This is a genomic window from Actinomadura sp. 9N407 (assembly GCF_044326315.1).
GTDB lineage: Bacteria > Actinomycetota > Actinomycetes > Streptosporangiales > Streptosporangiaceae > Spirillospora.
In genome coordinates, this window is record NZ_JBIRAW010000029.1 from 108,799 (window position 1) to 135,511 (window position 26,713).

Here is a 26,713-nt window from a genome sequence, read left to right on the forward strand (position 1 = left end):
GCTGCGGCGGCGGCGGCCGGGGCTGCGGTGACGCCCAGGCCGAGGGCCAGGGCGACGCTCACGATCAGGGACTTGCACGCGATCCAGCGCATCGGACATCCCTTTCTTGAGGGGACGACGCTTCCTGAGGGGATCCCTTCTTGAGAGCCCACGCTTTCTTGAAAGGCAACGCTTTCTTGAAAGGCAACGCTTTTGAAGGCAACGCTTTTCTGGAGGGACAGCTCTGAGGGGCCAGCTCTGAGGGGACAACGCGGTACGGCTGCCGCGCGGCGGACGGGATCGGGCCGTGCGGCAGCCGTACAGACTCACACCTGGTTCAACCGGCGTTCGCCGGTGTTACCGGACGTCGCAGTGTTACGGGACGTAGGTGAGGTCGATCGTGTCGGGGTCGATGGCGAAGTTGCCGGTGAACTTGGCCACGTCACCGTTCTGGATGGTGCCGAAGCAGCCGGTGACGTTGGAGGCCGTCAGCTGGACGTTGCCCGGGTTGGGGGCGGTCGGGTCGAGCGAGAGGGTTCCCGTGGGGTCGTTCTTGTAGTAGCCGGGCACTCCACCGGAGAAGGACGCGGTGCAGCCCGGGCCGGAGATGGAAGCGGCGATGTTGGTGACGCTGCCAGTGTTGACGGCCGGGTCAGCGGTGGGGGCGATCGCGTTGATGTTCCACTTGCCGCTGTGGGTGACGTCGAACACCAGGCCGAACGGCCCGCTGCAGGTGTCCCAGTACGTCTGGTCGATCGTGCCGATCGCGGGACCGGGGTGGCCGGTGGTGTTGTTGATGGTGGCGTCGGCCTCGGAGGTCGCGCAGGTGAGGACCGCACCGCTGCGCTCCACCTTGAGCTGGGTGTCGGTCGAGATGCCGTAGGCGTAACCGTCGGCGGCGGCGCCGCCGACGGTCCAGCCGGCTTCGGCGGCAGAGGCCGGAGCGGCGGTCAGGCCGATGCCGGCGGCGACGACGGCCGAGGCGACGAGGCCCTTACGGATGGTCTTGCGCATTGGACGTGCCCTTTCGAGATGGGAGTTCCCGGGTGGGGGTACGGAGTCGAAGGGGTGGGAATCCGGGGGCGGGGTGGGCATGCTCTCTATCCAGGCGGCTCCTTCGCGTGAACTGCGGCAGGGCAGGAGTGATCGGGAGACTTCGCCGTCTCGGGGTACCGGCGGCATTGGTTTCTGGTAACCTGCCCCGCCCGTTCCGGCATCTCCTACCGATGAGTAAACTAAGCGGGGATCTGCCGCCCGACAAGGGCCGATTTGCGAAAATCTTGGACGGTCGCCTTTTCTTGTCACCTCGTGATCAAAACGGCTCGGCTTCTATCCGCGAGTGAGTGGACCAGTGGCTCTCGGGACCCGCGAGGAACGGTATCCTTCCTGGTCAGTGACCACTCGGTACGGTCGTTCAATGCCCGGTCGCGGAACCTTCCACGGATCGGTGCACGATACGCGCGAGTAGGTTACGTTTGACGTGTCGTAGATCACCGCCGGGCGCGTGCAAGCAGATCGTTCCCGGCGGGAATTAGGCGCGATATCGCTGACCGTAATGGCCATACCGCAGCCGGGAGGCTCCCCGCCGCCGCCCGTGACAACGCGCGGCCCCGCGGTGGCGGGAAGGAGCATCGACGATGGCGCGCAGTCTCGAATCGCCCGGGCGGGATCGTCCTCCCGGACGGCTACCGCCGCAGATAGCCGCCGTTCTCCGGCCGGAATTGGACTCCCTCACCGAGGACATCATGGCGGAGGTCCGCCGGACGATTCCGGAGTACGAGCAGCAGCCCGGCGGGTCCGGACTGGACGGGTCGGCGGTCCGGCCGCGGCTGCGGATGTGCGTCGAGCAGGCGCTGCACACGTTCGTCGACCAGATCTCGGGCTCCACCGACTCGCGCGACCGGCGCGACGAGTTGTGCCGGGCGCTGGGGCGTGCCGAGGCGTACGAGGGCCGCAGCCTGGACGTCCTCCAGGCCGCCTACCGGACCGGGGTGCAGATCGCGTGGCGCCGGGTCGCCGAGGTGGGCGACCGCCGGGGCCTGTCGTCGACCGTGATGTCGCAGCTGGCCGACGCGCTGTTCGCCTACATCGACGAGCTGGTCTCGCTGTCGGTGCAGGGATTCATGGAGGCGCGCTCGCACTCGGCCGACGAGCGGGCCGAGCTGCGCCGGCGGCTGCTGCGGATGATCCTGGACCGGCCCCGCGCGTCCCGTACCGCGATCGCGCGGGCCGCCGGTGAGGCGGGCTGGAGCGTGCCGCCCGAGGTGACGGCGGTGGCGCTGCCCTCGCAGTCGCGGTGCGTGCGGGCGGCCCTGGACGACGACCTGCTCACCGATCTCGGTGGCAACGAGCCGCATCTGCTGGTGCCCGGCCCGGTCGACGCCGCGCGGCGGTCGGCGCTGCTGGCGGCGTTGCCGGAACGGCGCGGCGCGGCTGGGGTCACGGTGCCGCTGGCCGAGGCGGGCGATTCGCTGCGCTGGGCCCGGCGGACGCTGGACCTGGTGGACGCCGGGATCCTGGACGACGAGGGGCTGACCCCGGCCGAGGACCACCTGCTGGAGCTGTGGCTGCTGGCCGACGGCGCGCTGCTGGACCAGGTCGCCCGGCGCCGGCTGGCGGTGCTGGCCCGGATGAGCGGGACGCAGCGGCTGCGGCTCACCGAGACGCTCGGCGCGTGGCTGGAGACCCAGGGGAACGCCGTCGAGACCGCCCGGCATCTTCAGGTGCACCCGCAGACGGTCCGCTACCGGCTGCGCCAGATCAACGAGGCGTTCGGTGACCAGTTGACGGACGCCGACTCCCGTTTCGCTCTGGAAGCGGTGTTGCGCGCGGGACGGCTGCGGCGCCGGAGTCCCTCGCTGCAATAGTCACGAACTGCGGCAACGTGCGAATCCCCATAAGGCGCCAACCGAAATGACCGACCGTATCAAGATCATGACAGAGGGCACTTTTACCGTTTTTTTACCGTAGAAGTGTGCTGGTCTGATCTACGTTCATTGTGCTTCGACACACAAGTGCTTCGACACGGCAAGTACATCGACACGCCAAGTACATCGACACACAACTGCTTCCAGCTCGCGAGTGCTCAGCTCACAAGAGCTTCGGCTCACAAGAGAAAGCGTACAAAGCCTGCTCGGGGGACGCGCAGGGGTCCCCCGCTCAGCGCGCCCCCGGGCCCATGCCGTACGCCGAGGTCGGCAGCACCGGCGGCCCCGCCGGGCGGGAACGCTCCCATCCGACTTCGGCGTCCTCGGAGGTTTGCACCGATGCCCCGAACGCTCGAACCGGATGGCCTGGAGCAGCTCGCGGCCCCGCTGCCGCGGCAGCTGGCCACGCTCATGCGGCCGGAGCTGCCCAGCCTGGCCAAGGAGATCATCGACGAGATCCGCCGCGCGATCCCCGAGTACGGGAGCCCCATGCAGGGTCCCTATGTCGAGGCCCTGCACATCGGAGTGGAACGAGCCCTCGGCCACTTCGTCGAGCAGATCGCCGACCCGTCGGCGCCGCGCGAGCGGCACGAGGACACCTACCGCAGGCTCGGCCGGTTCGAGGCGCAGGAGGGCCGGACGCTCGACAACCTGCAGGCCGCGTTCCGGATCGGCGCGCAGGTCGCCTGGCGCCGCGTCATGCGGGTCGGGCCGCAGCGCAACCTGTCCTCGGCCGTGATGGCACAGCTGGCCGACACGCTGTTCACCTACATCGACGATCTGGCCTCGCTGGCCCTCAAGGGCTATCTGGACGCGCTTCCTGCGGAGGAGCTGGAGGAGCACCGGCGGCGCCTGCTGCATCTGCTGCTGCGCCGGCCGACGGCCTCCCGGCGCGCCGTCCAGGAGCTGGCCGACCTGGCCGAGTGGGACGTACCGGAAGAGGCGACGCTGGTCGCCGTACCGCACGGTTCCCGGATCATCAGGACCTCCCTGGACCCGGACGTGCTCGCCGACCTCACCGGCGCCGATCCGTACCTGCTGGTCCCCGGCCGGATGACCGCCGACCGGCAGCGGATGCTGGCCGAGGCGCTGCCCGAGGGCCGCGCGGTGTCGGGGGTCAGCGTGCCGCTGAGCGGCACGGCCGACTCGCTGCGCTGGGCGCGGCAGGCGCTCGCGCTGGTGGACGCCGGGATCATGGACGACGGCCCGGTGACCCGCTGCGAGGACCACCTGATCGAGCTGTGGCTGCTCTCGGACCCGGCGCTGGTCGACCAGATCGCCCGCCGCCACCTGGCCGGAATGGCCGCGCTCAACGGCGGGCAGCGGCACCGGCTGCTGGAGACGCTGCACACCTGGCTCACCACCCGCGGCACGGCCGCCGAGATCGCCGAGGAACTGCACGTCCACCCGCAGACCGTGCGCTACCGGATGCGCAAGCTGGAGGGCACGCTCGGCGAGCGGCTCACCGATCCGGGCTCGCGGTTCGCGATCGAGGTGGTGCTGCGCGCCATGTGGCTGCGGCGGCGCAACGGCGAGGTGGCCCCGGACGAGGCCGGCGGTCAGGACGCGGCGGATGCCGCCACCCGGTCCGGGGAGGCCCGGGAGGTACGGGAGGCGCAGGTTACCCGTGAACCCCGCGAGGCGCGCGAGTCCAGGGAGCCGCGCAAGTCCGGGGAGGCGCGCCGGGGATCGTTGTCCGCGCTGGACCTGGGCACCGGCGCCGCGGCCGCCACGGACGCGGGAATACGCGCCGGGTGACAATGGACGGGAGTGAAATACGCACCCGACAATAAGTCTCTTTCGCCAGGTTGATTCCGTCATTCGATTCGTGTTCCCATGCCATTTCAGCACCCTTTTATCGAGGGGTGTCACGGCAGGACGTCCGGCAGGATGCTCGGCGGGAAGCCCGGCAGGGAACCCGGCGGGAAGCCCGGCAGGGAAGCATGGAGGTGCGTGACGGTGCTCTCACGATCGGCGGGCGGTTCGCTGCTCGCGGGGCTCGGTACGGCGGCGGTCCTGGCCGTCGCCACCGCGCCCCCGGTCATCGCCGAACCCGAGCCCCTTCCGAGCGGCGAGAACACCGAGACCCCGACGAACCCGCCCGACCCCAGCGACCCGCCGACCACCGGCCCGACCGATCCGCCGACCACCGGCCCGACCGATCCGCCGGACCCCCCTGACCCCAGCGACCCGCCCGACCCGCCGGACCCCTCGGATCCACCGGACCCGCCAGACCCGCCGGACCCGACCGATCCGCCCGACCCCCCGGACCCGACCACTCCACCGGACCCGGGGACTCCCGTGCCGGCCAAGCCGGCGCTGTCGCTGGGGATCTCGGTGTCGGCGTCCACGGTCAAGCCCGGTGGGACGATCACGGCGACGGCCAGGGTGACGTCGGCGCACGCCACGGCGCACGGGACCGTGCTGCGGCTGGCGACCACGAACGCCTCGGTCAGCCCGGCCGCTCAGGGGCTGGGCAGCGTCAGCGGTACGGGACGTACCGCGCAGGCCACCATCAAGGCGCCGAGCAACGCCAAGCCGGGCACCATCATGCTCAAGGCCACCGTGTCGGCGTCCAAGGCGACCTCCGTGTCCCGGAGCTACCGGCTGATCCTCACCAGCGCCACCGGCGCGCTGCCGCCCGGGATCTCCCTGTCGTCACTGCCGCCGGACGTGCCGCCGCTCACGAGCCCCGCGTTCAACGCGGTGGCCGGGATCCCCGCGCCGCAGGTGGCGCTGCCCCCGGTCGCCTCCCCGCAGATCGCGCCGAGCCCGATGCCGATGGTCCCGATGGCCGGTCTGCGCCGTAATCTCGGCGACCCGTTCGACAGCGAGGACCTGGCCGCGCTGCAGGCGGGCTGGCTGGCCGCGATGACCGTCTCGATCGGGCTGATGCTGGCCCGGACGCGGCTGGCCCGGCGCAACGCCCTGCCGAGAGAGGTCCGGCGCCGGCTCGCGGGCCGACTGCTCACCGAGGCCAGGCTCCGGACGCTCCCGCCCCAGCCCGCGCCCGTCCCGTCCCGGCTGACCTGGCTGCCCCTGCACTTCAGGGGGGCGGTACGGATCTGAGCGCCGCGCTTGCGCAGCGCTCGGCCTGACTGGGCCGGGCCATCAACACGGCCAGGCGTCACGATCAGGCCATCAGCACGGTCAGGCGTCGAGGACCTGGCCCTCGGCCTGGACGACGGGCGGCTGCGTCGACCAGGGGAAGTTGATCCACCGGTCGGTGTGCCGCCACACGTACTCGCACTTGACCTCGCTGTGCGGTTTCTCATAGACGACCGCGCAGCGCACGTCGGCCACGTGGTCGGCGCAGAAGTCCCGGACCAGCTTGAGGGTGGCGCCGGTGTCGGCCACGTCGTCGGCGACCAGGACGCGGGCACCGGACAGGTCGACGGCGTTGGGGACGGGGGGCAGCATCACGGGCAGGTCGAGACGCTCGTTCACGCCGGTGTAGAACTCCACGTTCATCACGTGCAGGTTCTTCACGTCCAGCGCGTAGCCGAGCGCTCCGGCCACGAACAGGCCGCCGCGCGCGATCGACAGGACCAGATCGGGCCGGTAGCCGTCCGCCGCGATCGTCTCCGCGAGCGCGCGCGAGGCCGTACCGAACAACTCCCAGGTCAGGACTTCTCTCTCCGCAGACACGGGGACCATCTTCGCCGACCCGGGCCGATGCTCGGTACCGGGTCCGGGCGCGGATGTCGGTCGCGGACGGTAGCGTTGGCCGACGTGCCCGCCCCTGATCTGCTGACCGGCAGCGATACCCGGATTCCTGATACCGCGACCCTCCTGGCCGCCGCCGTGGAGGCCATCGGCGGGGCCGAGCGTCCCGGTCAGGTGGAGATGGCCCGGGCCGTCGAGCGCGCGATCACCTCGGGCGAGCATCTGGCCGCCCAGGCGGGCACCGGTACGGGCAAGTCGCTGGCCTACCTCGTCCCGGCGCTGCGGCACGCGATCGCCAAGCGCACCACGGTCGTGGTCTCCACCGCGACGATCGCGCTGCAGCGGCAGCTGGTCGACCGCGACCTGCCCCGGCTGGCCGAGACGCTGGAGCCGCTGCTGGGCGTCAAGCCGAAGTTCGCGATCCTGAAGGGCCGGCGCAACTACCTGTGCCTGCACAAGATCCAGACCGAGGCGTTCGACGAGCCGGACGAGGGCGAGAGCCTGTTCGACCCGCAGCAGCTGTCGGCGCTGGGCCGCCAGGTCAAGCGGCTGAACGAGTGGGCCGACGAGACCACCGAGGGCGACCGCGACGAGCTGGTGCCCGGGGTGAACGAGCAGGCCTGGCGGCAGGTCGCGGTCACCGCCAAGGAGTGCCTGGGCGCCCAGCGCTGCCCGCAGGGCACCGAGTGCTTCGCCGAGCTGGCCCGCGCCCGCGCCGGTGAGGCGCACATCGTGGTCACCAACCACGCGCTGCTGGCGATCGACGCCCTGGAGGACTTCCAGGTACTGCCCGAGCACGACGTGGTGATCGTGGACGAGGCGCACGAGCTGGTCGACCGGGTCACCTCGGTCGCCACCGGCGATCTGAGCGCCGCCGCCGTCGAGGCCGCGGCCCGCCGCTGCGGGCGGCTGATCGAGGAGGGCCTCGCCGACCGGCTCAAGGAGTCCGCCGAGGGCCTCGGCCTGTTCCTCGAGGAGCTGCCCGACGGCCGGATGGACGTGCTGTCCCCGGCCCTGGGCAACACCCTCGTCGTCGTCCGCGACTCCGCGCACACCTGCCTCACGGCGCTCGGGCCGGACAAGAAGGAGAACGACCCGGGCGACGCGGCGGCGCGCAAGGCCGCCCGTTCCTCGCTGGAGGACCTGCACGACACGGCCGTACGGCTGCTGGAGTCGTTCCAGCCCGAGATCTCCGCGCGCTTCGAGGTCGTCTGGCTGGAGAAGCCCTTCGTCCAGGAGGGCCGCCCCAAGCGCCCGCCGACACTGCACGTCGCGCCGATCGGCGTGGGCGGGCTGCTGCGCACGACGCTGTTCGAGGAACGGACCGCGATCCTCACCTCGGCCACCCTCACCCTGGGCGGATCGTTCGAGCCGCTAGCCCGGCAGTGGGGCCTGCCGCCCCTGGAGGACGGCGCGTCCGGGGGAGGCAGGGACGCCCGTACCGCCGCAGAAGGCCTCGCCCGTACGGCCGAGGACGATGAGCCGAAGAGCGACGGCACGAAGGCCAACGGCGCGAAGAAGGACGGCACGAGGAAGGACGGCGCCAAGAAGGACGGCAAACAGGACGGCAAGAAGGTCGTGTGGTCCGGGCTTGACGCCGGGTCGCCGTTCGACCATCCGAAGTCGGGCATCCTCTATGTCGCCCGGCACCTGCCCCAGCCGGGCCGCGACGGGCTCGCCGATGCCTACCTGACCGAGATCACCGAGCTGATCGAGGCCGCCGGCGGCCGGACGCTCGGGCTGTTCTCGTCGATGCGGGCGGCCCGCCAGGCCGCCGACGAGCTGCGCGACCATCTGACCCACCCGCTGCTGTGCCAGGGCGAGGACTCCACGTCCCTACTGGTCAAGCAGTTCGCCGAGGACGAGCGGACCTCGCTGTTCGGCACGCTGTCGCTCTGGCAGGGCGTCGACGTCCCCGGGCCCTCGCTGCAACTGGTGATCATGGACCGGATCCCGTTCCCGCGTCCGGACGACCCGGTGTCCTCGGCCCGCGCTCGGGCGATCGCGGCCAAGGGCGGCAACGGGTTCATGTCGGTCGCAGCGACCCATGCCGCGCTGCTGCTCGCCCAGGGCGCCGGGCGGCTGCTGCGGACGATGGAGGACCGTGGCGTGGTCGCCGTCCTCGATCCCCGCCTGGCCACGGCCCGCTACGGCGGCTTCCTGAAGGCCTCGCTGCCCCCGTTCTGGCCGACGACCGACGCCGCCGTCGTCCGCGACGCCCTGCGCCGCCTCGACACCGCCGCCACCGAGGCTTCCTGACCCTGCACTGAGCCCGCACTGAGCCCGCGTTCGCCTGCGCGCTCGTCCCTGTCGCCGTATCCGGGATCCGCCATGCCCGAAATCTGACCCTTGTGCAGGTCAAGACGTCCCTGCTAGGAATGGACACTATGTCCAGACCGAGAATGGACGTCGAGTCCAAAGTGGCCGGCGTCGAGTCAGTGGCCGGCGCCGAGTCAGTGGCCGGCACGGGAACGTCATCCGGCGCCGCGACCACCGGCGGTGCGGCGACCGGCGTCGCCAAGGCCCTGGTGAAGGGCATGGGGCTGGTCGACCTGATCGCCGCCGGCGGGCCGCGGCGGCTGACCGACCTGGTCGAGGCGAGCGGTGTCCCGCGCGGCACCGTGCTGCGGCTGCTGGAGGTCCTGCTGGACGCCGGGGTCCTGCGCACCGACGCCGCCGGCCTGTACGACCTCGGGCCCCGGCTCGCGGTCTGGGGCCAGCGCTTCCTGGACCGGCTGGACATCCGCGGCCAGGCCGAGGACCTCATGGCCGGGCTGTCCGCCCGTACCCGCGAGACCTGCTTCCTCGGGATCGTCCAGGACGACCAGGTGCTGTACGTCGCCAAGACCGACAGCCCGCAGGCGGTCCGGCCCGCGGCCGTCGTCGGGGCCATGAACCCGCTGCACTGCACCGGGATAGGGAAGGCGCTGCTCGCGCACGCCGACGCCGCGACGGTCCAGCGCTGCCTGGAGGGCCCGCTGATCCGCAAGACCCCCAACACCATCACCGACCCGGACGCGCTCGTGGCCGAGCTGGCTGCGATCCGCGACCGGGGCTACGCGATCGACGAGATCGAGAACGAGGACGGCGTGCGCTGCGTCGCCGTTCCCGTCCGCGACCACACCGGGAAGGTCGTCGCGGCCCTGTCGGTCTCGGCGCCCGCGTACCGGTTCCCCCTGGAGGGCCTGCCCGCCGTCGCCGAAGTGGCGCTGGCGGCCGCCGCGACGCTGTCCGTACGGCTCGGACACCTCGCCGCCGGAAGCACCGGCACATCGGAAAGCGCCGGCACACCCGAGAACGCCGGCACACCCGAGAACACTGGGAACACTGAGAACACGCAGGAGATCTCATGAGCGAGACGGACCCCACCGGTACCCGGGAGACGGGCCAGAGCGCGGGCGAGGACTGGCGCGGCAAGGTCGGCAGGCTGGCCGGGGACGAGGTCACGGCCTTCCTGGGCGAGGACCACATCGCGCGGCTGGCGTGCCTGGACGACAACGGCTGGCCGTACGTGGTGCCCTGCTGGCACGAGTGGGACGGCTCGTCGTTCTGGGTCGTGCCCCGTTCGCGCGCCGCCTGGGCCCGCTACCTGGCCGCCGAGCCACGCTGCGCGATCACCATCGACGAGGCCGGGACGCAGCGCAAGGTGGTGGCGCAGGCGCGGGCCGTGCTGGTGGAGGAGCCCTGCCTGAACGGGAAGTGGCTGCCGATCGCCGAGCGGATGAGCCTGCGCTACCTGGGCGAGCACGGCCCCGAGTACCTCGCCCCGACGCTCGACAAGCCGCGCTGGCTGTTCCGGCTCGACCCGGTGAACATCACCACGTGGCAGGGCAACGACTGGGCGGAGCGGTACAAGTGACGGCCGATGTCGTCGAGCTGACCCGGGCGCTGGTCCGGGTCCCGAGCCCCAATCCGGGTGGTGACGAGAGCGGGGTCGCCAAGGCCCTCGCGGAGATCGCGCAGGCGGCAGGGCTGCCCGCGCCGCGCGTTCTGGAACGTTCCGGCCTGCAGGGACGGTCCGGCCCGCGCCCCAACCTGCTCTTCACGCTCGACTTCGGTCCCGGCGGCCGGCACCTGATGCTGTGCGGCCACATGGACACCAAGCCGATCGGCGACGCGGACTGGTCCGTGGACCCGCTGGCCGCCGATCTGGACGGCGACCGCCTCTACGGGCTCGGCTCGGCGGACATGAAGGGCGCGCTCGCGGCCATGATCCTGGCCGCCGGACGGCTCGTCCGGGAGAACACCCCGGCCGCCGGACGGCTCTCGCTGCTCTTCACCGCCGACGAGGAGGACGGCGCGTACCACGGCGCCCAGTACCTCGCCGAACTGCCGCCCTCGGAACTTGGCCCGGCCGGCACAGTGCTGCCGCCGGCGGACGCGGTGCTCATCGGCGAGCCCGGCGGCATGGACGAGGACTACGACCTCCTCCACCTGGGCAGTCGTGGCATCGCCCGGCTCCGGGCGACCGCGTACGGGCGGCAGGGCCACTCCAGCCTGTCCGGCGAGCCGGGCACCCGCAACGCCGGTGTCGACGTCGCGCACGCCGCGATCGCGCTGGCCGAGGAACTCACCCTCCCCTCCCCCGCCGACCCGTACGGGATCCGGGGCTGGACCACGACGCTCAACACCGGGCTCGCCTTCAGGGGCGGGGTCGGGTACGGCGTGCTGCCGGGCCGGATGAGCGTGGACACCGAGGTACGGCTGCTTCCCGGAATGACCCGCGAGGACGTCCAGAAGCCCGTGACCGCGCTGATCGAACGGGTCGCGGCCCGTACCGGGGCGCGGCTCGAGGTCGAGTTCGACGAGCAGGGCTTCCTGCCGGGTACGGTCGCGGACCCGGCCGGGCCGCTGCCAGCCGCCGTCCGCGCGGTCGCCGAGCGGGTGCTGGGGCACGTTCCGCCGGACGCGATGTTCCCCGGGACGACGGACGCGGCCTTCCTGAAACCGGCGTGGAACGTTCCCGTTCTGCCCGCCTTCGGTCCCGGCCTGCTGCGGCGGGCGCACGGGGCCGACGAGTGGGTTTCGGTGGCGGCGCTGCGCCAGGCCGTCGATCTGTACGCCGGCATCGCCTCCGCCTTCTGCGCGCGAACCGATCCGCACGCCGCGCCGGGCACCGAGCGGGGCTCCGAGTCGGGGACCGGGCCGGGAGGCCCCGAGTGAGCGGCGGGACGGCGGCGACCGGCGAGACCCTGCTCGGCCGGGGCCGCTCGCTGGCGTCCGCGACGACGCTGATGCCGCTGAGCGGGCTGGCGCTGATCCTGGTCATCGCCGCGATCGTGACGCCCGGCTTCTACTCCGACGCCAACATGCGGCTCGTGCTCTTCCAGGCGGGCCTGATCGGCATCACCGCGGTCGGCCAGACGCTCGTGCTGCTCGGCCGGGGCATCGACCTGTCGGTCGGCGCGGTCATGGGCCTCACCACAGTGATCATCGCGACGCAGAGCGAGGGCGACGCGGGACGGCTGCCGGTGGCGATCGGCCTGGCCGCCCTCGCCGGTCTCCTGGTCGGCGCGGTGAACGCCGGACTGGTCGTGCTGCGCGGCGTACCGCCGTTCGTGGCCACGTTCGCGGTGTTCGTGCTCGTCCAGGGCGCCATCACGGCCTGGACGAAGGGCGCGGCGGCGGGCGACATCCCGAAGGCCCTGCAGCCGCTCGGCTCGGGCCGCTTCCTCGGCCTGCCGACGCCGCTGTGGCTGTTCGTCGTGATCGCCATCGTGGCGGCGGTGATCCTGGCCCGTACCAGCGCGGGACGGCGGCTGTACGCGACGGGCTCCAACCCGCGCGCCGCACGCCTGTCGGGAATCCGCACCGGCCGGGTGCTGGCCGTCGGCTACATCGCCAGCGCGCTGCTCGCGGTACTGGCCGGCCTGGTCAGCGCCGCGTACGCCGGGCACGTGGACGCCCAGCTGTCGCGCAGCCTGGACCTGAACTCGCTGGCCGCGGCCGTCATCGGCGGTATCGCGCTGACCGGCGGGCGCGGCCATATCGGGCACACCGTGATCGGTGTGGCGCTGCTGGCCGTGCTGATCGTCTGGATGATCCAGCTCGGCGCCGGGGCGGGCGGCCAGCTCGCCGTGCAGGGCGCGGCGATCCTGCTGGCCACCTGGCTGCGCCAGCGCGGAACGGCCGACTCGGGAGGTGCCAAGTGAGCCCGAAGTTCCAGGTGAGCCCGAGGTGGCCGGTGAGAGCGAGGTGGCAGATGACCCGCGTTCCGCAGCGGACACGGCGTTCGACCAAGCTGGCCGCGACGGCGCTGGCGAGTGTCCTGGTCCTCGGCGCGTGCAGTACCGAGCGCGAGTCGCTCACCGCCGGGCTGGGCGAGGCCGCCGACTGTACGGGGCCACGGGCCAAGGCCGCGCAGCAGAAGTACGCCGAGACCTGGCGCAAGGCGGGCGAGGCAATCGGCCTGCAAGGGCTGTCCCCGGCGCAGGCGGACGTCTGCGAGGTCGACACGTCGAAGTTCGCCAAGGAGAAGCCGAAGGGCGGCTACCGGATCGCGCTCGCCGCGCAGGGCCCGACCAACGCGTGGGCGCTGAGCAACGAGGAGGCGTTCAAGCACCGGGCCGGGCAGCGGGGCGTGGACGTCATGTACGCCTCGGCCAACGGCGACGTGAACAAGCAGGTCGACAACGTCCAGCAGCTCGTGGCGCAGCGCCCGGACGCGATGGTCGTGGTCCCGATGGGCAACGCCATCACCGGCCAGGTACGCGCCGCCGCCGCGCAGGGCATCCCCGTCGTGGTGTGCTCCGGCCGCCTCGGTGAAGGCTCCGGGGCCGTCAGTACGGTCACCCGCGACTACGAGCTGCAAGGGACGCTGTGGGCGGAGTGGATCGCCCAGCGGCTCGGCGGCAAGGGCAAGGTCGCCATGCTGTCGGGGATCGCCGGAGTACCGACCGCCGAGCTGCCCAAGGCGCAGGCGGAGAAGATCTTCGCCGAGAAGTACCCGGGGATCGAGGTCGTGGCCAAGCAGAACACCGACTGGTCGGCCACCAAGGCCAAGACCGTGTCCGCGCAGCTGCTGGCCCGCTACCCCGATCTGGACGCGATCTGGTCGGATTCCTCGATCACCAACCTGGGCGTGTACGAGGCGTACAGCCAGACGGGCAAGCCGGTACCGCCGCTGACCGGTGACGTGACGAACGGGTTCCTGAAGGCGGTCCGGGGCAAGAACGTCCCGTTCGCGCTGGGGGCCTTCCCGCCCGAGCAGAGCGCGCAGTGCCTGGACGTGGCGCTCGACACGCTGGCCGGGAAGAAGGTACCGAGCCAGGTGAACGTGGACGCCGCCGTCTTCACCCACGAGCAGATCGACACCTACGTCCGGCCGGAATGCAGCGACGACCTCGCGGTGCCCTCGGCGCTGCCCGCCGACATGCTCGCGAAGCTCAAGCTGTGCTGAAGGGAGGTGACGCTGAGATGGGCGACCCTGAGATGAGCGACGCTGGAATGACGGGTTCGGAGAGTACGACCGAGACTCCCGCCCTGGAAGCGCGCGGGCTGGTCAAGCGGTTCCCCGGCGTGACGGCGCTGGACGGAGCCGATCTGGTCTGCCGCCCGGGACGGGTGCACGCTCTCCTCGGAGAGAACGGCGCGGGCAAGTCCACCCTCGTGCGCATCCTGACCGGCAACCATCCGCCCGACGAGGGCGAGCTGCGGATCGCGGGCGAGACCGTACGGCTGGACGACCCGCGCCAGGCGCTCGCGCACGGCGTGACCGCCGTCTACCAGGAGCTGACCGTCCTGCCCGAGCTGTCCGTCCTGGACAACGTGATGCTCGGGCAGGAGGTCGCGCGCCGCGGGCTGCTGGACCTTGGCCGGCAGCGGGCCACCGCGCGCGCCGCGCTCGGCCGCGTCGGGCTGGGCGGCCTCGACCCGCGCGCCCGCGCCGGGACGCTCTCGGCCGCCACCCGGCAGCTGATCGAGATCGCCCGCGCGCTGGTGCGCGGCAGCCGGGTGCTGCTGCTGGACGAGCCGTCCGCGCTGCTGGCGGGCGAGGGCCTGGACGCGCTGCACGCGGTCGTCCGCGAGCTCACCGCCGATGGCGTGGCGATCATCTACATCACGCACCGGCTGGAGGAGGTCCGGGCGCTCGCCGACGACGTCACCGTCCTGCGCGACGGGCGCCTGGTCTCCACCGGGCCGGTCGCCGACTACCCGGTGGACCGGATCGTCCGGGAGATGGTGGGACGGGACGTGGACGCGGTCTTCCCCGAACGCACCGAGCCCGCCGCCGAGGACGTGCTGACCGTCCGGGGCCTGGTGCCGTCGGGACGCTCCGTACCGCCGCTCGACCTGAACGTACGGGCCGGGGAGATCGTCGGCGTCGCGGGCCTGCTCGGCTCGGGACGCAGCACGCTGCTGCGGACCCTGGCCGGCGTCATGCCCCGCTCGGCCGGAGCGGTCAGCGTCGCGGGACGGCCGGTGCGCGGCTCGCTGCGCGCCGCCGTGGACGCGGGCGTGGTGCTCGTCCCCGAGGAGCGCAAGACCGAGGGGCTGGTCCTCGACCTGCCCGTACGGGCCAACACCACACTGTCGAGCCTGCGGGCGGTCTCCCCCGGCGGCTGGCTGTCGGGCGCCCGCGAGCGCGCCGCGTTCGAGGAGGAACGGCAGCGGTTCGGGATCCGCGTGTCGGGTCCCGACCAGCGCACCGGGCAGCTGTCCGGCGGCAACCAGCAGAAGATCGTCCTGGCCAAGTGGCTGCGCACCGGGCCCAAGGTCCTGCTGCTGGACGAGCCCACCCGGGGCATCGACATCGGCGCCAAGACCGAGATCTACCGGATCATCGCCGAGCTGGCCGCGCAGGGACTGGCGGTGGTGTTCGTCTCGAGCGAGTTGCCGGAGGTGACCGGACTGGCGCACCGCGTGCTGGTGTGCCGGGACGGCCGCGTGAACGGCGAGCTGACCGGGGACCGGATCAACGAGGAGCAGATCATGCACCTGGCTCTCGGCACCGAAGAGACACCAGGAACAGCGGGCACGACAGGCGCCGAAGACACACCAGGCACAGGCACGACGGGCACGGGCACGACGGGCACAGCGGGCCCGGAAGGCAGGGCGTCATGACGGTCATGACCGCGCCGGACCGCGCGGGAGGCCCCGCGGGTCGTACCGGCCGCGCTCCGGGCGACGTGCTCGCCGCCGCCGCCCGTACCGGGCTGGCGGCCTGGGCGATCGTCGCGATGCTGGTGGCCGTGCTGACCGTGGCGAACCCGGGCGGGTTCTGGGCGGCGGCGAACATCGCCAACGTGCTGACCGCGACCGTGGTGCTCGGCCTGGTGGCGCTGGGCCAGCATCTGGTCGTGCTGACCGGCGGCATCGACCTGTCGGTCGGTTCCACCGCCACGCTGTCGGCGCTGCTGACCGCGATGCTGATCGACGGCTACCCGATCCGGACGATCCCCACGATCCTGCTGATGCTGGTCTTGGGCGCCGCGATCGGGATCTTCCACGGGCTGATCGTGTCGCGGACCACCATCCCCGCGTTCGTGGTGACGCTGTCGACGTTCTACCTGATCCAGGGGATCGCGTTCCTGATCAGCAGCACGCCGACCGGGCAGGTCACCCGGGCGCTGGCCGCCGTGGGGATGCGCCGCGCCGGGCCGTTCCCGCTGGCGCTGGCGGTGCTGGCGGTCGCCGTGGTGATCGTCGCGGTGCTGCTGCATCGCACCCGCTTCGGCCGGCACGTGCACGCGGTCGGCGGCGACAAGGAGGCGGCCCGCTCGGCGGGTGTGCCGGTACGCCGCACGCTGCTGCTCGCGTTCATGATCGCGGGCACGCTGGCCGCGGCCGCCGGGGTGATGCTGGCCGCGCGCGCCACGATCGGTTCCCCGAGCGCGGGCCAGGGCCTGGAACTGTCGGCCATCACGGTCGTGGTGGTAGGCGGCGCCTCGCTGCTGGGCGGCCGGGCCAGCCTGACCGGAACGCTCGGCGGCGTGGCCCTGCTCGCGCTGGTGGAGAGCTCGTTCACCCTGCTCCAGCTCCCCGCCACCTCCTCCGACCTGATCCGCGGCGTGGTGATCCTGGCCGCCGCCGCACTCTTCGTCCCAAGGACCAACGATGACTGACACTCCCGAACCCCGGGTCATTGTGGGGGGACGACCCCCCACACCCCCCGAACCGCCGGCGGAGGTGATCGGGCTCGGCGAGTCGCTGCTGCGGCTCTCCCCGCCCGGCCACCAGCGGCTCGACCATGCCACCGGCCTGGACATCGAGGTCGGCGGCGCCGAGATGAACGCGCTGATCACCGCCGCCGGGCTCGGGCTGCGGGCCACCTGGATCTCCCGGGTGGCCGGCAACCCGCTCGGCCAACGGGTGGCCGCGCACGCGCACGCGTTCGGTGTACGGACGCATCTCGACTGGGACGCCGATGCCCGCGCGGCGCTGTACTTCGTCGAGCAGGGCGTACCGCCACGGCCTTCGGAGGTCCTGTACGACCGTTCCGGTACGGCCATGCGGCGGCTGTCCCCCGACACCTTCGACTGGAAGGGGCTGACCTCCGGGGCCGGGGCCGTACTGAGCAGCGGCATCACCTGCGCGCTCGGCGCCGGGCCTGCCGCGGCCGTCACGGCGCTGCTGTCGGCCGGTCGCGGCAACGGCGCGGTCACCGCGTTCGACGTCAACCATCGCGCCAAGATGTGGACCTGGGAGCAGGCCGTACCGGTCCTGCGCGGCGTGCTCCCCCACGTGGACGTGCTGCTCGCGAGCCGGGGCGACCTGCTGCGGCTGCTGCCGGACGCCCGCGAGGACGAGGGCCCGGTGGGGCTGGCGCGGCAGGCGATCGACGCGTTCGGGCACGAGCTGGTCGTGCTCCGCGAGACCGACCAACTGCCCGGACGGCGGGTGGCCACGCGGGTCACGGCCGTCACCGCCGCCGAGGAGTACGCGAGCGCCACGTACGAGGCCGACGTCGTCGACTCGTTCGGGGCCGGGGACGCCGCGCTGGGCGTGCTGCTGGCCGCCCGGCTCGCCGGCGACGACCCCGCCACGATCGTCGACAAGGCGGCCTGGGCGGGCGCTTTCCAGCACACCATGCCCGGCGACGCGTGCCAGATCCGTCCTTCGGACGTGGCGCGCCGCGGGGCCGAGGCACGGAGGATCCTGCGTTGACACCTGCGGCAGCGAATACCGACGCGACCGATTCCGGCGCCAACGATTCTGGCGCGACCGATTCCGGCGGGCGCGACTTCGGCGGTGCGATCGCCATCCTGCGGCTGACCGACCACCGGCACATCGTCGCGGTCGGCACCGCCCTGTACGAGGCGGGCCTGAAGGCCATGGAGGTCACGTTCGACCATCCCGGCGCGCCCGCCGCGCTGCGCGAGCTTCGGGCGGCGCTGCCCGCCGACGCGATGCTGGGGGCGGGCACGATCCGTACCCGCGAGCAGGTCCAGCAGGCCGCGTCCTGCGGTGCCCGCTACTGCGTCAGCCCGCACACCGATACCGGGCTGATCCGGGCGGTGCTCGGCGCCGGGCTGGAGCCGCTGCCGGGCGCCGCGACGGCCACCGAGGTCGCGGCGGCGCAGGATGCGGGCGCCCGGCTGATCAAGCTGTTCCCGGCGGGCGCGCTCGGGCTGCCGTACCTGAAGGCGCTGCTCGGCCCGTTCCGCGAGGTGTCGTTCATCCCGACGGGCGGCGTCCGGCACGACGCGGTGGGCGAGTGGCTGGCCGCCGGGGCGGTGGCGGTCGGGCTCGGGTCCGACCTGGTCCCGGCCGCGCCGGGCCCGGACGATATGCCCGGCATCGCCGAGCGCGCGGCGACGGTGGCCGCGCAGATCGCGGGAGCCTCCTCCTCGTGATCGTCGACGCTCATCTGCACGTGTTCCGTCCCGCCGCCGTACGGCATCGGGCGGTGGACGAGCTGGCCCCGGCCGGGCGTGACGCCCCGGCCGGGGACCTGCTGGGCGTGATGGCCGCCTCCGGGGTCGACCGGGCGGTACTCGTCCCGCTCGGCCCGGAGGACGAGTACGTGGCCGAGGCGCGGGCCGCCCGTCCCGGACGGTTCGCGGCGGTCGCGGTGGCGGGTCCGGAGATCCAGGGAAGGCGCCCGGGAACGGGCCCGCTGGAGGCACTCCGCGTGCGGCTCGCGCAGGGTTTCTCCGGGCTCCGCACGCAGTGGCTCGGCGAGCCGGGGCGTCCCCTGGCCGATAGCCCGATGCTGCCGGTACTGCGCGAACTGGCCGAACGCCAGCTGCCGCTGTGGAGCTACGTACCGCCCGAGCAGCTCCCGCTCCTGCGCGAGCTTCCGGACGCCGTCCCCGATCTTCGGATCGTCCTCAACCATCTGGGGTTCGCCCCGCACGACATGCGCGTGGACGAGCACGGCCGGCCCTGGTTCGACGACCCGTTCCCGCCGCCCGTGGTGGAGACGGTCCTCGGGCTGGCGCGGCATCCGGGCGTGTATCTGATGTTCTCCGGACAGTACGCGCTGTCCCGCGAGGCGCCTCCGTACGCCGACCTGAACGGCGTCGTACGCGCGTTCGCGGACGCCTATGGCGCGGATCGGATGCTCTGGGCCTCCGATTACCCGTGGACTCGCGACGTACCGGGGTATGCCGAGCTGCTGCGGCTGGCCGAGCACGCGCTGCCCGGCCTGTCCGCCGCCGAACGCGCCGCCCTGCACGGCGGCACCGCGCTGTCCCTCTTTCCCGAACTCACCGCTGTTTCCTGAATTCACGCTCTTTCCTGAGCTGACAACTCTGCTTGAAAGCCAGCAGCCTGAAAGCCCGCAAGTCTGAAAGCCCGCACGTCTGAAAGCCCGCAAGCAAGGAGGCCTGATGCCGACCATCGCACCGAACGCCGAGGGGATGCCCCGGTCCGGGATCCGCGCGATCATGGACATGGCCTGGCGGCTGCCGGACCCGGTCATCGGGCTGCACGTGGGCGAGCCCAGTTTCGCCACGCCGAAGCACGTCCTGGACGCGGCGGCGGACGCCTACACCCAGGGCCTCACCCGGTACGTGCCCAACGCCGGGGTGACCGAGCTGCGCGAGGCGATCGCCGCCAAGCTGCGCGAGCGCAACGGCATCGCGTCCGCGACGACCGATCGGGTCATCGTGTCTGCCGGGGGCATGCAGGCCATCCAGCTCGGGATGAGCTCGGTGGTCAGCGCCGGCGACGAGGTCCTGATCCCGGACCCGGGCTGGCCCAACTTCAACATGATCGTCCAGCTGCTGCAGGGCGTCCCGGTCCGGTACGAGCTGCGGCCGGAGAACGGCTTCCAGCCCGACCTCGCCGATCTGGCCCGGCTGATCACGCCGCGGACCCGCGCGATCATAGTGAACTCGCCGTCCAACCCGCTCGGGACCGTGCTGCCCGGCGAGACCGTGGAACGGCTGGTCGCGTTCGCCCGCGAGCACGATCTGTGGCTGCTCTCGGACGAGTGCTACGAGGAGATCACCTTCGACGGGCCGCACGTCAGCCCCGCCACGTTCGACACCGACGACCGCGTCATCAGCTGCTTCAGCTTTTCCAAGACCTACGCGATGACCGGGATGCGCGTCGGCTACCTGCTCGCTCCGCCGCAGCTGGCGCCCGTGTGCGCCAAGCTGCAGGAGCCGCTGGTGGCGTGCGTGAACGCACCCGCCCAGTACGGCGCGCTCGCGGCGCTGAACGGGCCGCAGGAGCAGACGGTCACCGCGCGCGACGCGTACCGCGAACGGCGCGAGGCCGCCACGGCGGTGCTCGACAAGGCCGGCCTGCCGTACCTGCGTCCCGAAGGTGCCTTCTACCTGTGGCTGAACGTGTCCGACCGGTGCGGTGACGACGTGACCGCATGGGCCGTCCGGCTGCTGCAGGAGGAGCACGTCGCGGTCGCCCCCGGAACTACCTTCGGCCCGCACGGCGAAGGCTGGATCCGCCTCTCCCTGGCCACCGCCACCGAAGACCTCCTGGAAGGCCTGGACCGCATCATCCGCTGCCGCTGACCCCGTTGACTCGTGGCGTGTTCGCCCAATTCCGCCCCACCGAAAGGCGAACACGCCACGAGTCGACCCTGGGGACGTCAGCCGGCATGGACGAGGCGGCGGCCGGAGATCTCCTGCGGCTCGACCCGGATGTAGACGGGACGGTCGCCGCCCGGCCACGGCTCGACGGTGGCACCCGTCGGCCGCTCGTGGTCGGGCAGGTGCTGGCCGCCGCCGCGCAGCAGCACGCTCCAGCCCTCGTGCCGCTGCTCGTCGATCCGGTCGACCTGGAACGCGATCCGGACCGCCGCGCCGGTGAGGACGGTGGCCAGGCTCTGGTTGAGCCGTCCTTCCAGGCTGGTGCGGAAGACCACCGCCTGCCCGTCCACGGTGTAGTTCACCGGGATGACGGCGGGTCCCTCGCCGTCGTCGAAGGCGACCCGCCCGACGCCGCCCGGCGAGATCAGCTCCAGGCACTCCTGGCTGTCCAGCTCCTCCAGTACGGGACGGGCGGAGCTGGGACGGTCCGAGACGGGACGGTCGGACGGGTCCGCTCCGGCAGGTGTGTTCATGATCGGGGTCCTTCCCGCGATCGACCGGTCTCACGCGGCCGGTCTCACGCGGGTGGCCCGTCAGGATCGCCGGCGGGTCTCCAGGAAGTCCCCGATCCGGCCGATCGCCTCATCGAGATCATCGGCGTACTGCAGGGTCACCACCCGGAAGTGGTCGGTGTCGGGCCAGTTGAACCCGGTGCCCTGGACGATCAGGATCCGCTGCTGCTCCAGCAGATCGAAGGCGAACTGGACATCGTCGTCGATCGGGTACATCTCCGGGTCCAGGCGCGGGAAGACGTACAGCGCGCCCTTCGGCTTGGCGCAGCTCACGCCGGGGATGTCGTTCAGCAGCTTCCAGGCGCGGTCGCGCTGCTCGCCGAGCCGCCCGGTGGGGAGCACCAGGTCGTCGATGCTCTGGTAGCCGCCGAGCGCGGCCTGGATCGCGTGCTGGCCGGGGACGTTGGGGCACAGCCGCATGTTGGCCAGGATGTCCAGGCCCTCGATGTAGGACTCGGCGTGCTCGGTCGGCCCCGACAGCACGACCCAGCCGGAGCGGAAGCCCGCGACCCGGTAGTTCTTGGACAGCCCGCCGAACGTCAGGCACAGCAGGTCGGGGGCCAGCGAGCCGATCGAGACGTGCTCGGCGCCGTCGTACAGGATCCGGTCGTAGATCTCGTCGGCGAAGATGATCAGGTTGCGGCGGCGGGCGACCTCGACGATCCGCTCCAGCACCGCGCGCGGGTAGACGGCGCCGGTCGGGTTGTTCGGATTGATGATCACGATCGCCCGGGTGCGGTCGGTGATCTTCGCCTCGATGTCCTCCAGCGACGGCGACCAGTCCTCGGCCTCGTCGCACAGGTAGTGCACGGGCGTCCCGCCGCACAGCGAGACCCCGGCCGTCCAGAGCGGGTAGTCGGGGGCCGGGATCAGCACCTCGTCGCCGTTGTCGAGCAGTGCCTGGAGCGTCATCACGATCAGCTCCGACACGCCGTTGCCCAGGTAGACGTCCTCCACGTCCACCCCGGTCAGTCCCTGCTCCTGGTACCGCTGCACGACGGCGCGGCGGGCCGGCAGGATCCCCTTGGAATCGCTGTAGCCGTGCGCCTCGGGCAGGTTGAGCACCATGTCCTGGAGCAGTTCGGCCGGGGCCTCGAAGCCGAAGGGGGCCGGGTTGCCGATGTGCAGCTTGAGGATGCGCTGCCCCTCGGCCTCCAGTTGCTTGGCCCGCTTCAGGACCGGCCCCCGGATGTCGTAGCAGACGTTACTGAGCTTGCTCGACTGATTGACCTGCATGGACGAACCCTATCCGCGACGATCGGGAAGTATTCCGCCGCCCGCCGCTCACGGGGCCGCGATCGATTCCAGGACGCCGCGCGCTGCGGCCCGCCGGGCCGGCCGGATCGCGGCGAGCACCCCGGCCGCCGCGCCCACCAGGACGATCAGTCCCAGCTGCAGGGGCGGTGCCGCGAACGGGTCGTCCAAGGTACGGGTCAGTCCCCAGCCCAGGAACAGCCCGAGCCCGGCGCCGCCGGCCGTACCGAACAGCGCCACGATCACCGATTCCCACCGCACCATCGACCTGACCTGCGGACGAGTGGCGCCGACGGCGCGCAGCAGGCCCAGCTCGCGGGTCCGCTCATGGACCGACAGCGCCAGCGTGTTGGCGATGCCGAGCAGCGCGATCACGATCGCCAGCGCGAGCATCCCATACACGATGCCCAGGAAGGCGGCCATGTCCGCGGTCTGCGCGGCCACGTAGGCGTCCCGGTCCTGAACGGGCGGCGCGCCGTGCGGCCGGGCCAGCTCGGTGATCGCGCGCTGGACGTCCGTCTCCGAGGCGCCCGGCCGCAGCTTCACGAACGCGACACCGTCCAGGGATTGCCGGTTGTGGACGTTCCAGGCCGTACGGGGGACGAGGTAGTCCCCGGCGACATCGGCCCTGCGGTAGATCGCGCCGACCGCGAGGGTCTGCCGGGAGCCGTCGGAGTACGTGACGGGCACCGCCGTGCCGACCTTCCAGCCGCGCTCGGCGGCCGTCTCCGCCGAGACCGCGAGGTTCTCCGCGAGCCGCCCGGCGGTGACGTCCAGGTCCAGGACCCGCCCCAGCCGGGACGGGTCGCCGACGCGGACGTCGGCGTTCCTCCCGTCCAGCCGCGCGCTGCCCTGGCCCAGCCCCGCGGCGCCCGCGACCTGCGGAAGCCGGGCGGCCTCGTCGGCCAGGGAGGGGCTGAAGCCGCCGGACTCGTTGGTCCCGCCGTTGATGACGAGCCCGCCGGAGAACGATCCCGCGACGCCGTCCTCCAGCGACGCGCGCATCGACCCGACGAACACGGTCAGCAGCGTGACCACCCCGACACCGACCATGAGCGCGGTCGCGGCGCCGGACGTCCGGCGCGGGTTGCGGGCGGCGTTGTCACGCGCGAGCCGTCCCGCCGCACCGCGCAGCCGCGCGGCCGGGCCGCCCATGGCGGCAGCGGCGGGCCGGGCGGCGGCCGGGCCGAGCATCACCATGACGGCCAGCGCCATCACGGCGCCGACGCCCGTCACCGTGAGCGAGCCGATCAGCGCACCGGTGATCACCGCGCCGGCGGCGACGGCGGCCAGCGCGATCCCGGTCAGGACGCGCGGGACCGAAGGTGCGGCGCCATCCCGCGAGGTCTCGCGGAGCGCGGCCATCGGCGCGACCCGGGACGCCCGTACGGCCGGCGGCAGCGCCGCCAGCAGCGTGACGACCACCCCGACCGGCACGACGATCAGCGCGGTGGCCGCGGTGAACACCAGCCCTTGCGCCGGCAGGCCCATCCCGAAACCGGAGAACAGCAGCTTCAGCAGCGCCGCGCAGCCGATCCCGCCCGCCAGCCCGGCGAGCGTGGCCACGGCCCCGACCACCAGGGCCTCGGCCGCCGCCAGCCCGAGCAGCTGGCGCCGCGAGGCACCGACCGCCCGCAGCAGCGCGGACTCGCGGGTGCGCTGCGCCAGCGTGATCGCGAAGGTGTTGTGGATGCTGAACGCCGCCACCAGCAGCGCCACCAGCCCGAACGCCGCCAGCCCCGCACGGAACGTGCTGATGAAGCCGCCCTGCACGAGGTCGAGCCCCTCCTGTGCCAGCGTCCTGCCGGTCACGGCCTCGGCGCCGGCGGGCAGCACGAGACGGACGCGGGCGGCCAGCTCGTCCTGGCTCGTCCCGTCCGCCGCCCGGATCAGCACACCGGTGACGCGCCCGGGATCACGCTGGACGTGGCGCTGTGCACCTTCCAGCGAGAACGCCGTGAACGAGGTCTCCCCGAAGGCGTCCTCGTCCCCGAACTTCGTGATGCCGACGACCCGTACCGGGACCTTCCGCGGCGTCAGCACCGCCGTACGGTCGCCGACCCGCAGCCCGCCGTCCGTGGCGAACCGGCGGTTGATCACGACCTCGTCCGGCGCGTTCGGGGCGCGGCCCTCGACGACCCGGTACGGGTTGAGCGCCGGGTCCTCGATCCAGTTGCCCGCCAGCCGCGGGCCGCGCGCGTCGATGACCGTCCCGTCGGCGCGGAGCAGCTGGCCGGAGCCCTGCACCACGGGCTGGACGTTCGCCGCGCCCGGTACCCGCCGGGCCCGCTCGACCGCCGACGCGTCGATCTCCCCGCGCAGCTGCCCGGGGCTCTCGGTCACGCGGGTCGCGTTCCGTACGGTGACGTCGGTGTCGGCGTACGCACGCGAGAAGTAGCCGTCCAGGCTCGCCGAGAGCGTGTCCCCCAGCACGAGCGTCCCGGTCAGGAACGACACGCCCAGGAACACCGCCACCAGCGAGCCCGCCAGCCGGCGCCGCCGCCCCCACAGCTCCTTGGCCGCCAGCCCGATCATGACCGGTCCCCCAGTTCCCTGATGCGGTCCAGGACGCCGGCCGCGGTCGGTTCCGGCATGAGGTCGACCACCCGGCCGTCGGCCAGGAAGACCACCGCGTCGGCGTGCGCCGCCGCGACCGGGTCATGGGTGACCATCGCGACCGTCTGCCCCAGATCGTCCACCGCCGCCCGGAGCAGCCCGAGCACGTCGCTCCCGCTCCGGGAGTCGAGGTTGCCGGTGGGCTCGTCCGCGAACACGATCTCCGGCCGGGTGACCAGCGCGCGGGCCAGCGCGACCCGCTGCCGCTGCCCGCCCGACAGCTCCGCCGGGCGGTGCGACAGCCGGTCGCCGAGCCGCAGGATCCGGACCACCGTGTCCAGCCGCTCCCGGTCGGGTCCCTTCCCGGCCAGGGTCAGGGGGAGCGTGATGTTGTCGCGCGCGGTGAGCGTGGGGAGCAGGTTGAACGACTGGAACACGAACCCGACGCGTTCGCGCCGCAGCCGCGTGAGCGCCCGGTCCGAGAGCGTGCCCAGCTCCTGGCCGCCGACGAAGACCTGGCCGGAGGAAGGTGCCTCCAGGCCCGCGACGCAATGCATGAGCGTCGACTTCCCGGCCCCGGACGGACCCATGATCGCCGTGAAGCGGCCGGGCGGGAACGCCACGGTCACCTCCTCCAGCGCGCGCACCGCCGTGTCCCCCGTCCCGTACCTCTTGCTCAGCCGGACGGTGCGCGCGCCGCCGACCGGGGCCTCTCCTCCGTGTGCTCGTTGGTGTGCGTGTGACTGCGCCTGTGTACGTGCTGTCTCTGCCATGCGGGGATCGTGGGCCCGCGATATGCCCCGCGTCGTCGGGTGAGGAGCGTCACTCCGGCTGCATCCTGAGGCGCAGCGCGCGCGAAGCCCGTACACCCCGGGGCGTACGGGCAAGGCCACGATCAAGACCCCAAGATCCAGCAGTTCGAGATCAAGCAGTCTGAGATCCAGCAGTTCAAGATCAAGCGGTCCGAGACCAGCGGTCCGAGATCAAGCGGTTCAAGATCAATCAGACACGGCGTCCAATTGTGATGCGCGCAACATACAAGCAGGCTTGCTTGCTTGTATCCGCGCTCGTACCGTCGAGGTGTGACAGCGAGAGGCGTGACCGCGAGAGGCGCGGGCGGTGACCGGCGGCGGCACCACCGCCGGCACGGCGGGCGGCGCACCCAGGTCCAGCGCCGCACCGAGACCCAGCGGCGGCTGCTCGACGCGACCGCGGACGCGCTGGCCGACCTCGGCTGGTCCGGGCTGTCGACGACCGAGGTGTCACGGCGCGCCGGGGTCTCGCGCGGCGCGCAGCAGCACCACTACCCGACGAAGATGGCGCTGGTGGCCGCCGCGCTGGAGCACCTGCTCGACCGGCTCAGGTCCGAGTACGAGCAGTCGTTCGCCGCGCTGCCGCACGACCGGCGCGATGTCGCCGCGGCGCTCGACCTGTTCTGGGAGACGCTCCGGAAGCCGCCCGCCATGGCGCTCCTCGAACTGGCCCTGGCCGGACGTACCGACGAGGACCTGCGCGGCCTCAGCGTCGATCTGAGCGAGCGCGTCGTGCAGATCGTCAAGGAGGTCTTCCATGACCTGTTCCCCGAGACCCTCCCCGAGGACCTCGTGGACACCCTGATCCGCGGCCTGTTCGCCCTGCTGGTCGGGCTGTCGCTGCAGAACTCGCTCGACGGCGACGCCAACGGCCATCAGGCGGCCGTGCTGGCGCAGCTCAAGGACTTCGCCCGGCTGCTCATCCCCGACACCGGCGCCCTACCGCGCGCCACCCCCACCCCCTCCCCCACCCCCGCCTCCTGATCTCCGCACATCCTGCACATCCC

At 72.4% G+C, this 26,713-nt stretch carries 22 protein-coding genes; 16 read left to right on the top strand and 6 right to left on the bottom strand.

Going from position 1 to position 26,713, the window contains the following annotated elements; genetic code table 11:
- Window positions 1–354: 354 nt before the first annotated feature.
- Window positions 355–993 carry a hypothetical protein gene (locus ACH34Q_RS34985; protein WP_395987430.1) on the bottom strand — a complete coding sequence of 213 codons (639 nt, stop codon included), beginning with the start codon at window positions 991–993 and terminating at the stop codon, window positions 355–357.
- Between the two features lie 623 nt (window positions 994–1,616).
- Between ACH34Q_RS34985 and ACH34Q_RS34990 the strand changes: the two genes are divergently transcribed.
- The 3 genes from ACH34Q_RS34990 (at window position 1,617) to ACH34Q_RS35000 (ending at window position 5,975) form a co-directional block, all read left to right on the top strand.
- A complete protein-coding gene (locus ACH34Q_RS34990; RefSeq protein ID WP_395987431.1) occupies window positions 1,617–2,846 on the top strand; it encodes a helix-turn-helix domain-containing protein in 1,230 nt (409 codons plus the stop codon).
- 399 nt (window positions 2,847–3,245) lie between these two features.
- Window positions 3,246–4,664 carry a helix-turn-helix domain-containing protein gene (locus ACH34Q_RS34995; RefSeq protein WP_395987432.1) on the top strand — a complete coding sequence of 473 codons (1,419 nt, stop codon included), beginning with the start codon at window positions 3,246–3,248 and terminating at the stop codon, window positions 4,662–4,664.
- A gap of 201 nt (window positions 4,665–4,865) precedes the next feature.
- Window positions 4,866–5,975: a hypothetical protein gene (locus tag ACH34Q_RS35000; RefSeq protein WP_395987433.1), complete on the top strand. Its 1,110-nt coding sequence runs from the start codon at window positions 4,866–4,868 to the stop codon at window positions 5,973–5,975.
- A gap of 81 nt (window positions 5,976–6,056) precedes the next feature.
- Here the strand turns inward: ACH34Q_RS35000 and ACH34Q_RS35005 are convergent, their stop codons facing one another.
- Window positions 6,057–6,554, bottom strand: a complete 498-nt coding sequence (locus ACH34Q_RS35005; protein ID WP_395987434.1) for a phosphoribosyltransferase — start codon at window positions 6,552–6,554, stop codon at window positions 6,057–6,059.
- A gap of 84 nt (window positions 6,555–6,638) precedes the next feature.
- On the opposite strand from ACH34Q_RS35005, the gene ACH34Q_RS35010 reads away from it, so the two are divergent.
- From ACH34Q_RS35010 to ACH34Q_RS35065, 12 genes are all read left to right on the top strand, one after another.
- A complete protein-coding gene (locus ACH34Q_RS35010) occupies window positions 6,639–8,831 on the top strand; it encodes an ATP-dependent DNA helicase (protein ID WP_395987435.1) in 2,193 nt (730 codons plus the stop codon).
- Window positions 8,832–8,959: 128 nt separating this feature from the next.
- Complete coding sequence (locus tag ACH34Q_RS35015; RefSeq protein ID WP_395987436.1) at window positions 8,960–9,925, top strand: IclR family transcriptional regulator; 966 nt, start codon at window positions 8,960–8,962, stop codon at window positions 9,923–9,925.
- The gene (locus ACH34Q_RS35020; RefSeq protein WP_395987437.1) at window positions 9,922–10,431 is read left to right on the top strand and encodes a pyridoxamine 5'-phosphate oxidase family protein; all 510 of its coding nucleotides are present in this window, start codon (window positions 9,922–9,924) and stop codon (window positions 10,429–10,431) included. Before ACH34Q_RS35015 ends, ACH34Q_RS35020 begins: the two co-directional genes overlap by 4 nt.
- Window positions 10,428–11,735: a M20 family metallopeptidase gene (locus tag ACH34Q_RS35025; RefSeq protein ID WP_395987438.1), complete on the top strand. Its 1,308-nt coding sequence runs from the start codon at window positions 10,428–10,430 to the stop codon at window positions 11,733–11,735. Before ACH34Q_RS35020 ends, ACH34Q_RS35025 begins: the two co-directional genes overlap by 4 nt.
- On the top strand, window positions 11,732–12,724 hold the full coding sequence (locus ACH34Q_RS35030) for an ABC transporter permease (RefSeq protein WP_395987439.1): 993 nt from the start codon (window positions 11,732–11,734) through the stop codon (window positions 12,722–12,724). Before ACH34Q_RS35025 ends, ACH34Q_RS35030 begins: the two co-directional genes overlap by 4 nt.
- A 50-nt stretch (window positions 12,725–12,774) precedes the next feature.
- Window positions 12,775–13,971, top strand: coding sequence for a substrate-binding domain-containing protein (locus tag ACH34Q_RS35035; protein ID WP_395987440.1), 1,197 nt, complete (start codon window positions 12,775–12,777; stop codon window positions 13,969–13,971).
- Window positions 13,972–14,018: 47 nt separating this feature from the next.
- On the top strand, window positions 14,019–15,635 hold the full coding sequence (locus tag ACH34Q_RS35040; protein ID WP_395987441.1) for a sugar ABC transporter ATP-binding protein: 1,617 nt from the start codon (window positions 14,019–14,021) through the stop codon (window positions 15,633–15,635).
- Window positions 15,632–16,636, top strand: a complete 1,005-nt coding sequence (locus ACH34Q_RS35045) for an ABC transporter permease (RefSeq protein ID WP_395987442.1) — start codon at window positions 15,632–15,634, stop codon at window positions 16,634–16,636. Before ACH34Q_RS35040 ends, ACH34Q_RS35045 begins: the two co-directional genes overlap by 4 nt.
- Window positions 16,629–17,678, top strand: coding sequence for a sugar kinase (locus ACH34Q_RS35050; protein ID WP_395987443.1), 1,050 nt, complete (start codon window positions 16,629–16,631; stop codon window positions 17,676–17,678). The genes ACH34Q_RS35045 and ACH34Q_RS35050 overlap by 8 nt, the downstream gene beginning before the upstream one ends.
- On the top strand, window positions 17,675–18,367 hold the full coding sequence (locus ACH34Q_RS35055; protein WP_395987444.1) for a bifunctional 4-hydroxy-2-oxoglutarate aldolase/2-dehydro-3-deoxy-phosphogluconate aldolase: 693 nt from the start codon (window positions 17,675–17,677) through the stop codon (window positions 18,365–18,367). Before ACH34Q_RS35050 ends, ACH34Q_RS35055 begins: the two co-directional genes overlap by 4 nt.
- A complete protein-coding gene (locus ACH34Q_RS35060) occupies window positions 18,364–19,239 on the top strand; it encodes an amidohydrolase family protein (protein ID WP_395987445.1) in 876 nt (291 codons plus the stop codon). Before ACH34Q_RS35055 ends, ACH34Q_RS35060 begins: the two co-directional genes overlap by 4 nt.
- Before the next feature lie 106 nt (window positions 19,240–19,345).
- Window positions 19,346–20,494, top strand: coding sequence for a pyridoxal phosphate-dependent aminotransferase (locus tag ACH34Q_RS35065; protein WP_395987446.1), 1,149 nt, complete (start codon window positions 19,346–19,348; stop codon window positions 20,492–20,494).
- A gap of 77 nt (window positions 20,495–20,571) precedes the next feature.
- On the opposite strand, the gene ACH34Q_RS35070 is transcribed toward ACH34Q_RS35065, so the two are convergent.
- Genes ACH34Q_RS35070 through ACH34Q_RS35085 form a run of 4 tightly spaced genes read right to left on the bottom strand, consistent with a single transcriptional unit; the run spans window position 20,572 to window position 25,667 of the window.
- Complete coding sequence (locus ACH34Q_RS35070) at window positions 20,572–21,045, bottom strand: pyridoxamine 5'-phosphate oxidase family protein (protein ID WP_395987447.1); 474 nt, start codon at window positions 21,043–21,045, stop codon at window positions 20,572–20,574.
- A 60-nt stretch (window positions 21,046–21,105) separates the two neighbouring features.
- Window positions 21,106–22,320 (bottom strand): pyridoxal phosphate-dependent aminotransferase, encoded by a 1,215-nt coding sequence (locus ACH34Q_RS35075; protein WP_395987448.1) that lies wholly within the window; start codon window positions 22,318–22,320, stop codon window positions 21,106–21,108.
- 48 nt (window positions 22,321–22,368) lie between these two features.
- Window positions 22,369–24,873 (bottom strand): ABC transporter permease, encoded by a 2,505-nt coding sequence (locus ACH34Q_RS35080; RefSeq protein ID WP_395987449.1) that lies wholly within the window; start codon window positions 24,871–24,873, stop codon window positions 22,369–22,371.
- Window positions 24,870–25,667, bottom strand: a complete 798-nt coding sequence (locus ACH34Q_RS35085) for an ABC transporter ATP-binding protein (RefSeq protein ID WP_395987450.1) — start codon at window positions 25,665–25,667, stop codon at window positions 24,870–24,872. The genes ACH34Q_RS35080 and ACH34Q_RS35085 overlap by 4 nt, the downstream gene beginning before the upstream one ends.
- A gap of 324 nt (window positions 25,668–25,991) precedes the next feature.
- Between ACH34Q_RS35085 and ACH34Q_RS35090 the strand changes: the two genes are divergently transcribed.
- The gene (locus ACH34Q_RS35090) at window positions 25,992–26,690 is read left to right on the top strand and encodes a TetR/AcrR family transcriptional regulator (protein WP_395987451.1); all 699 of its coding nucleotides are present in this window, start codon (window positions 25,992–25,994) and stop codon (window positions 26,688–26,690) included.
- The last annotated feature ends 23 nt before the right edge of the window (window positions 26,691–26,713 follow it).

Excerpts from the sequence above, each read along its gene's own strand:
- ACH34Q_RS34985 (WP_395987430.1), bottom strand. The coding sequence starts at position 993 with ATGCGCAAGACCATCCGTAAGGGCCTCGTCGCCTCGGCCGTCGTCGCC.
- ACH34Q_RS34990 (WP_395987431.1), top strand. The coding sequence starts at position 1,617 with ATGGCGCGCAGTCTCGAATCGCCCGGGCGGGATCGTCCTCCCGGACGG.
- ACH34Q_RS34995 (WP_395987432.1), top strand. The coding sequence starts at position 3,246 with ATGCCCCGAACGCTCGAACCGGATGGCCTGGAGCAGCTCGCGGCCCCG.
- ACH34Q_RS35015 (WP_395987436.1), top strand. The coding sequence starts at position 8,960 with ATGTCCAGACCGAGAATGGACGTCGAGTCCAAAGTGGCCGGCGTCGAG.
- ACH34Q_RS35020 (WP_395987437.1), top strand. The coding sequence starts at position 9,922 with ATGAGCGAGACGGACCCCACCGGTACCCGGGAGACGGGCCAGAGCGCG.
- ACH34Q_RS35035 (WP_395987440.1), top strand. The coding sequence starts at position 12,775 with ATGACCCGCGTTCCGCAGCGGACACGGCGTTCGACCAAGCTGGCCGCG.
- ACH34Q_RS35040 (WP_395987441.1), top strand. The coding sequence starts at position 14,019 with ATGACGGGTTCGGAGAGTACGACCGAGACTCCCGCCCTGGAAGCGCGC.
- ACH34Q_RS35045 (WP_395987442.1), top strand. The coding sequence starts at position 15,632 with ATGACGGTCATGACCGCGCCGGACCGCGCGGGAGGCCCCGCGGGTCGT.
- ACH34Q_RS35050 (WP_395987443.1), top strand. The coding sequence starts at position 16,629 with ATGACTGACACTCCCGAACCCCGGGTCATTGTGGGGGGACGACCCCCC.
- ACH34Q_RS35065 (WP_395987446.1), top strand. The coding sequence starts at position 19,346 with ATGCCGACCATCGCACCGAACGCCGAGGGGATGCCCCGGTCCGGGATC.
- ACH34Q_RS35070 (WP_395987447.1), bottom strand. The coding sequence starts at position 21,045 with ATGAACACACCTGCCGGAGCGGACCCGTCCGACCGTCCCGTCTCGGAC.
- ACH34Q_RS35075 (WP_395987448.1), bottom strand. The coding sequence starts at position 22,320 with ATGCAGGTCAATCAGTCGAGCAAGCTCAGTAACGTCTGCTACGACATC.
- ACH34Q_RS35080 (WP_395987449.1), bottom strand. The coding sequence starts at position 24,873 with ATGATCGGGCTGGCGGCCAAGGAGCTGTGGGGGCGGCGGCGCCGGCTG.
- ACH34Q_RS35085 (WP_395987450.1), bottom strand. The coding sequence starts at position 25,667 with ATGGCAGAGACAGCACGTACACAGGCGCAGTCACACGCACACCAACGA.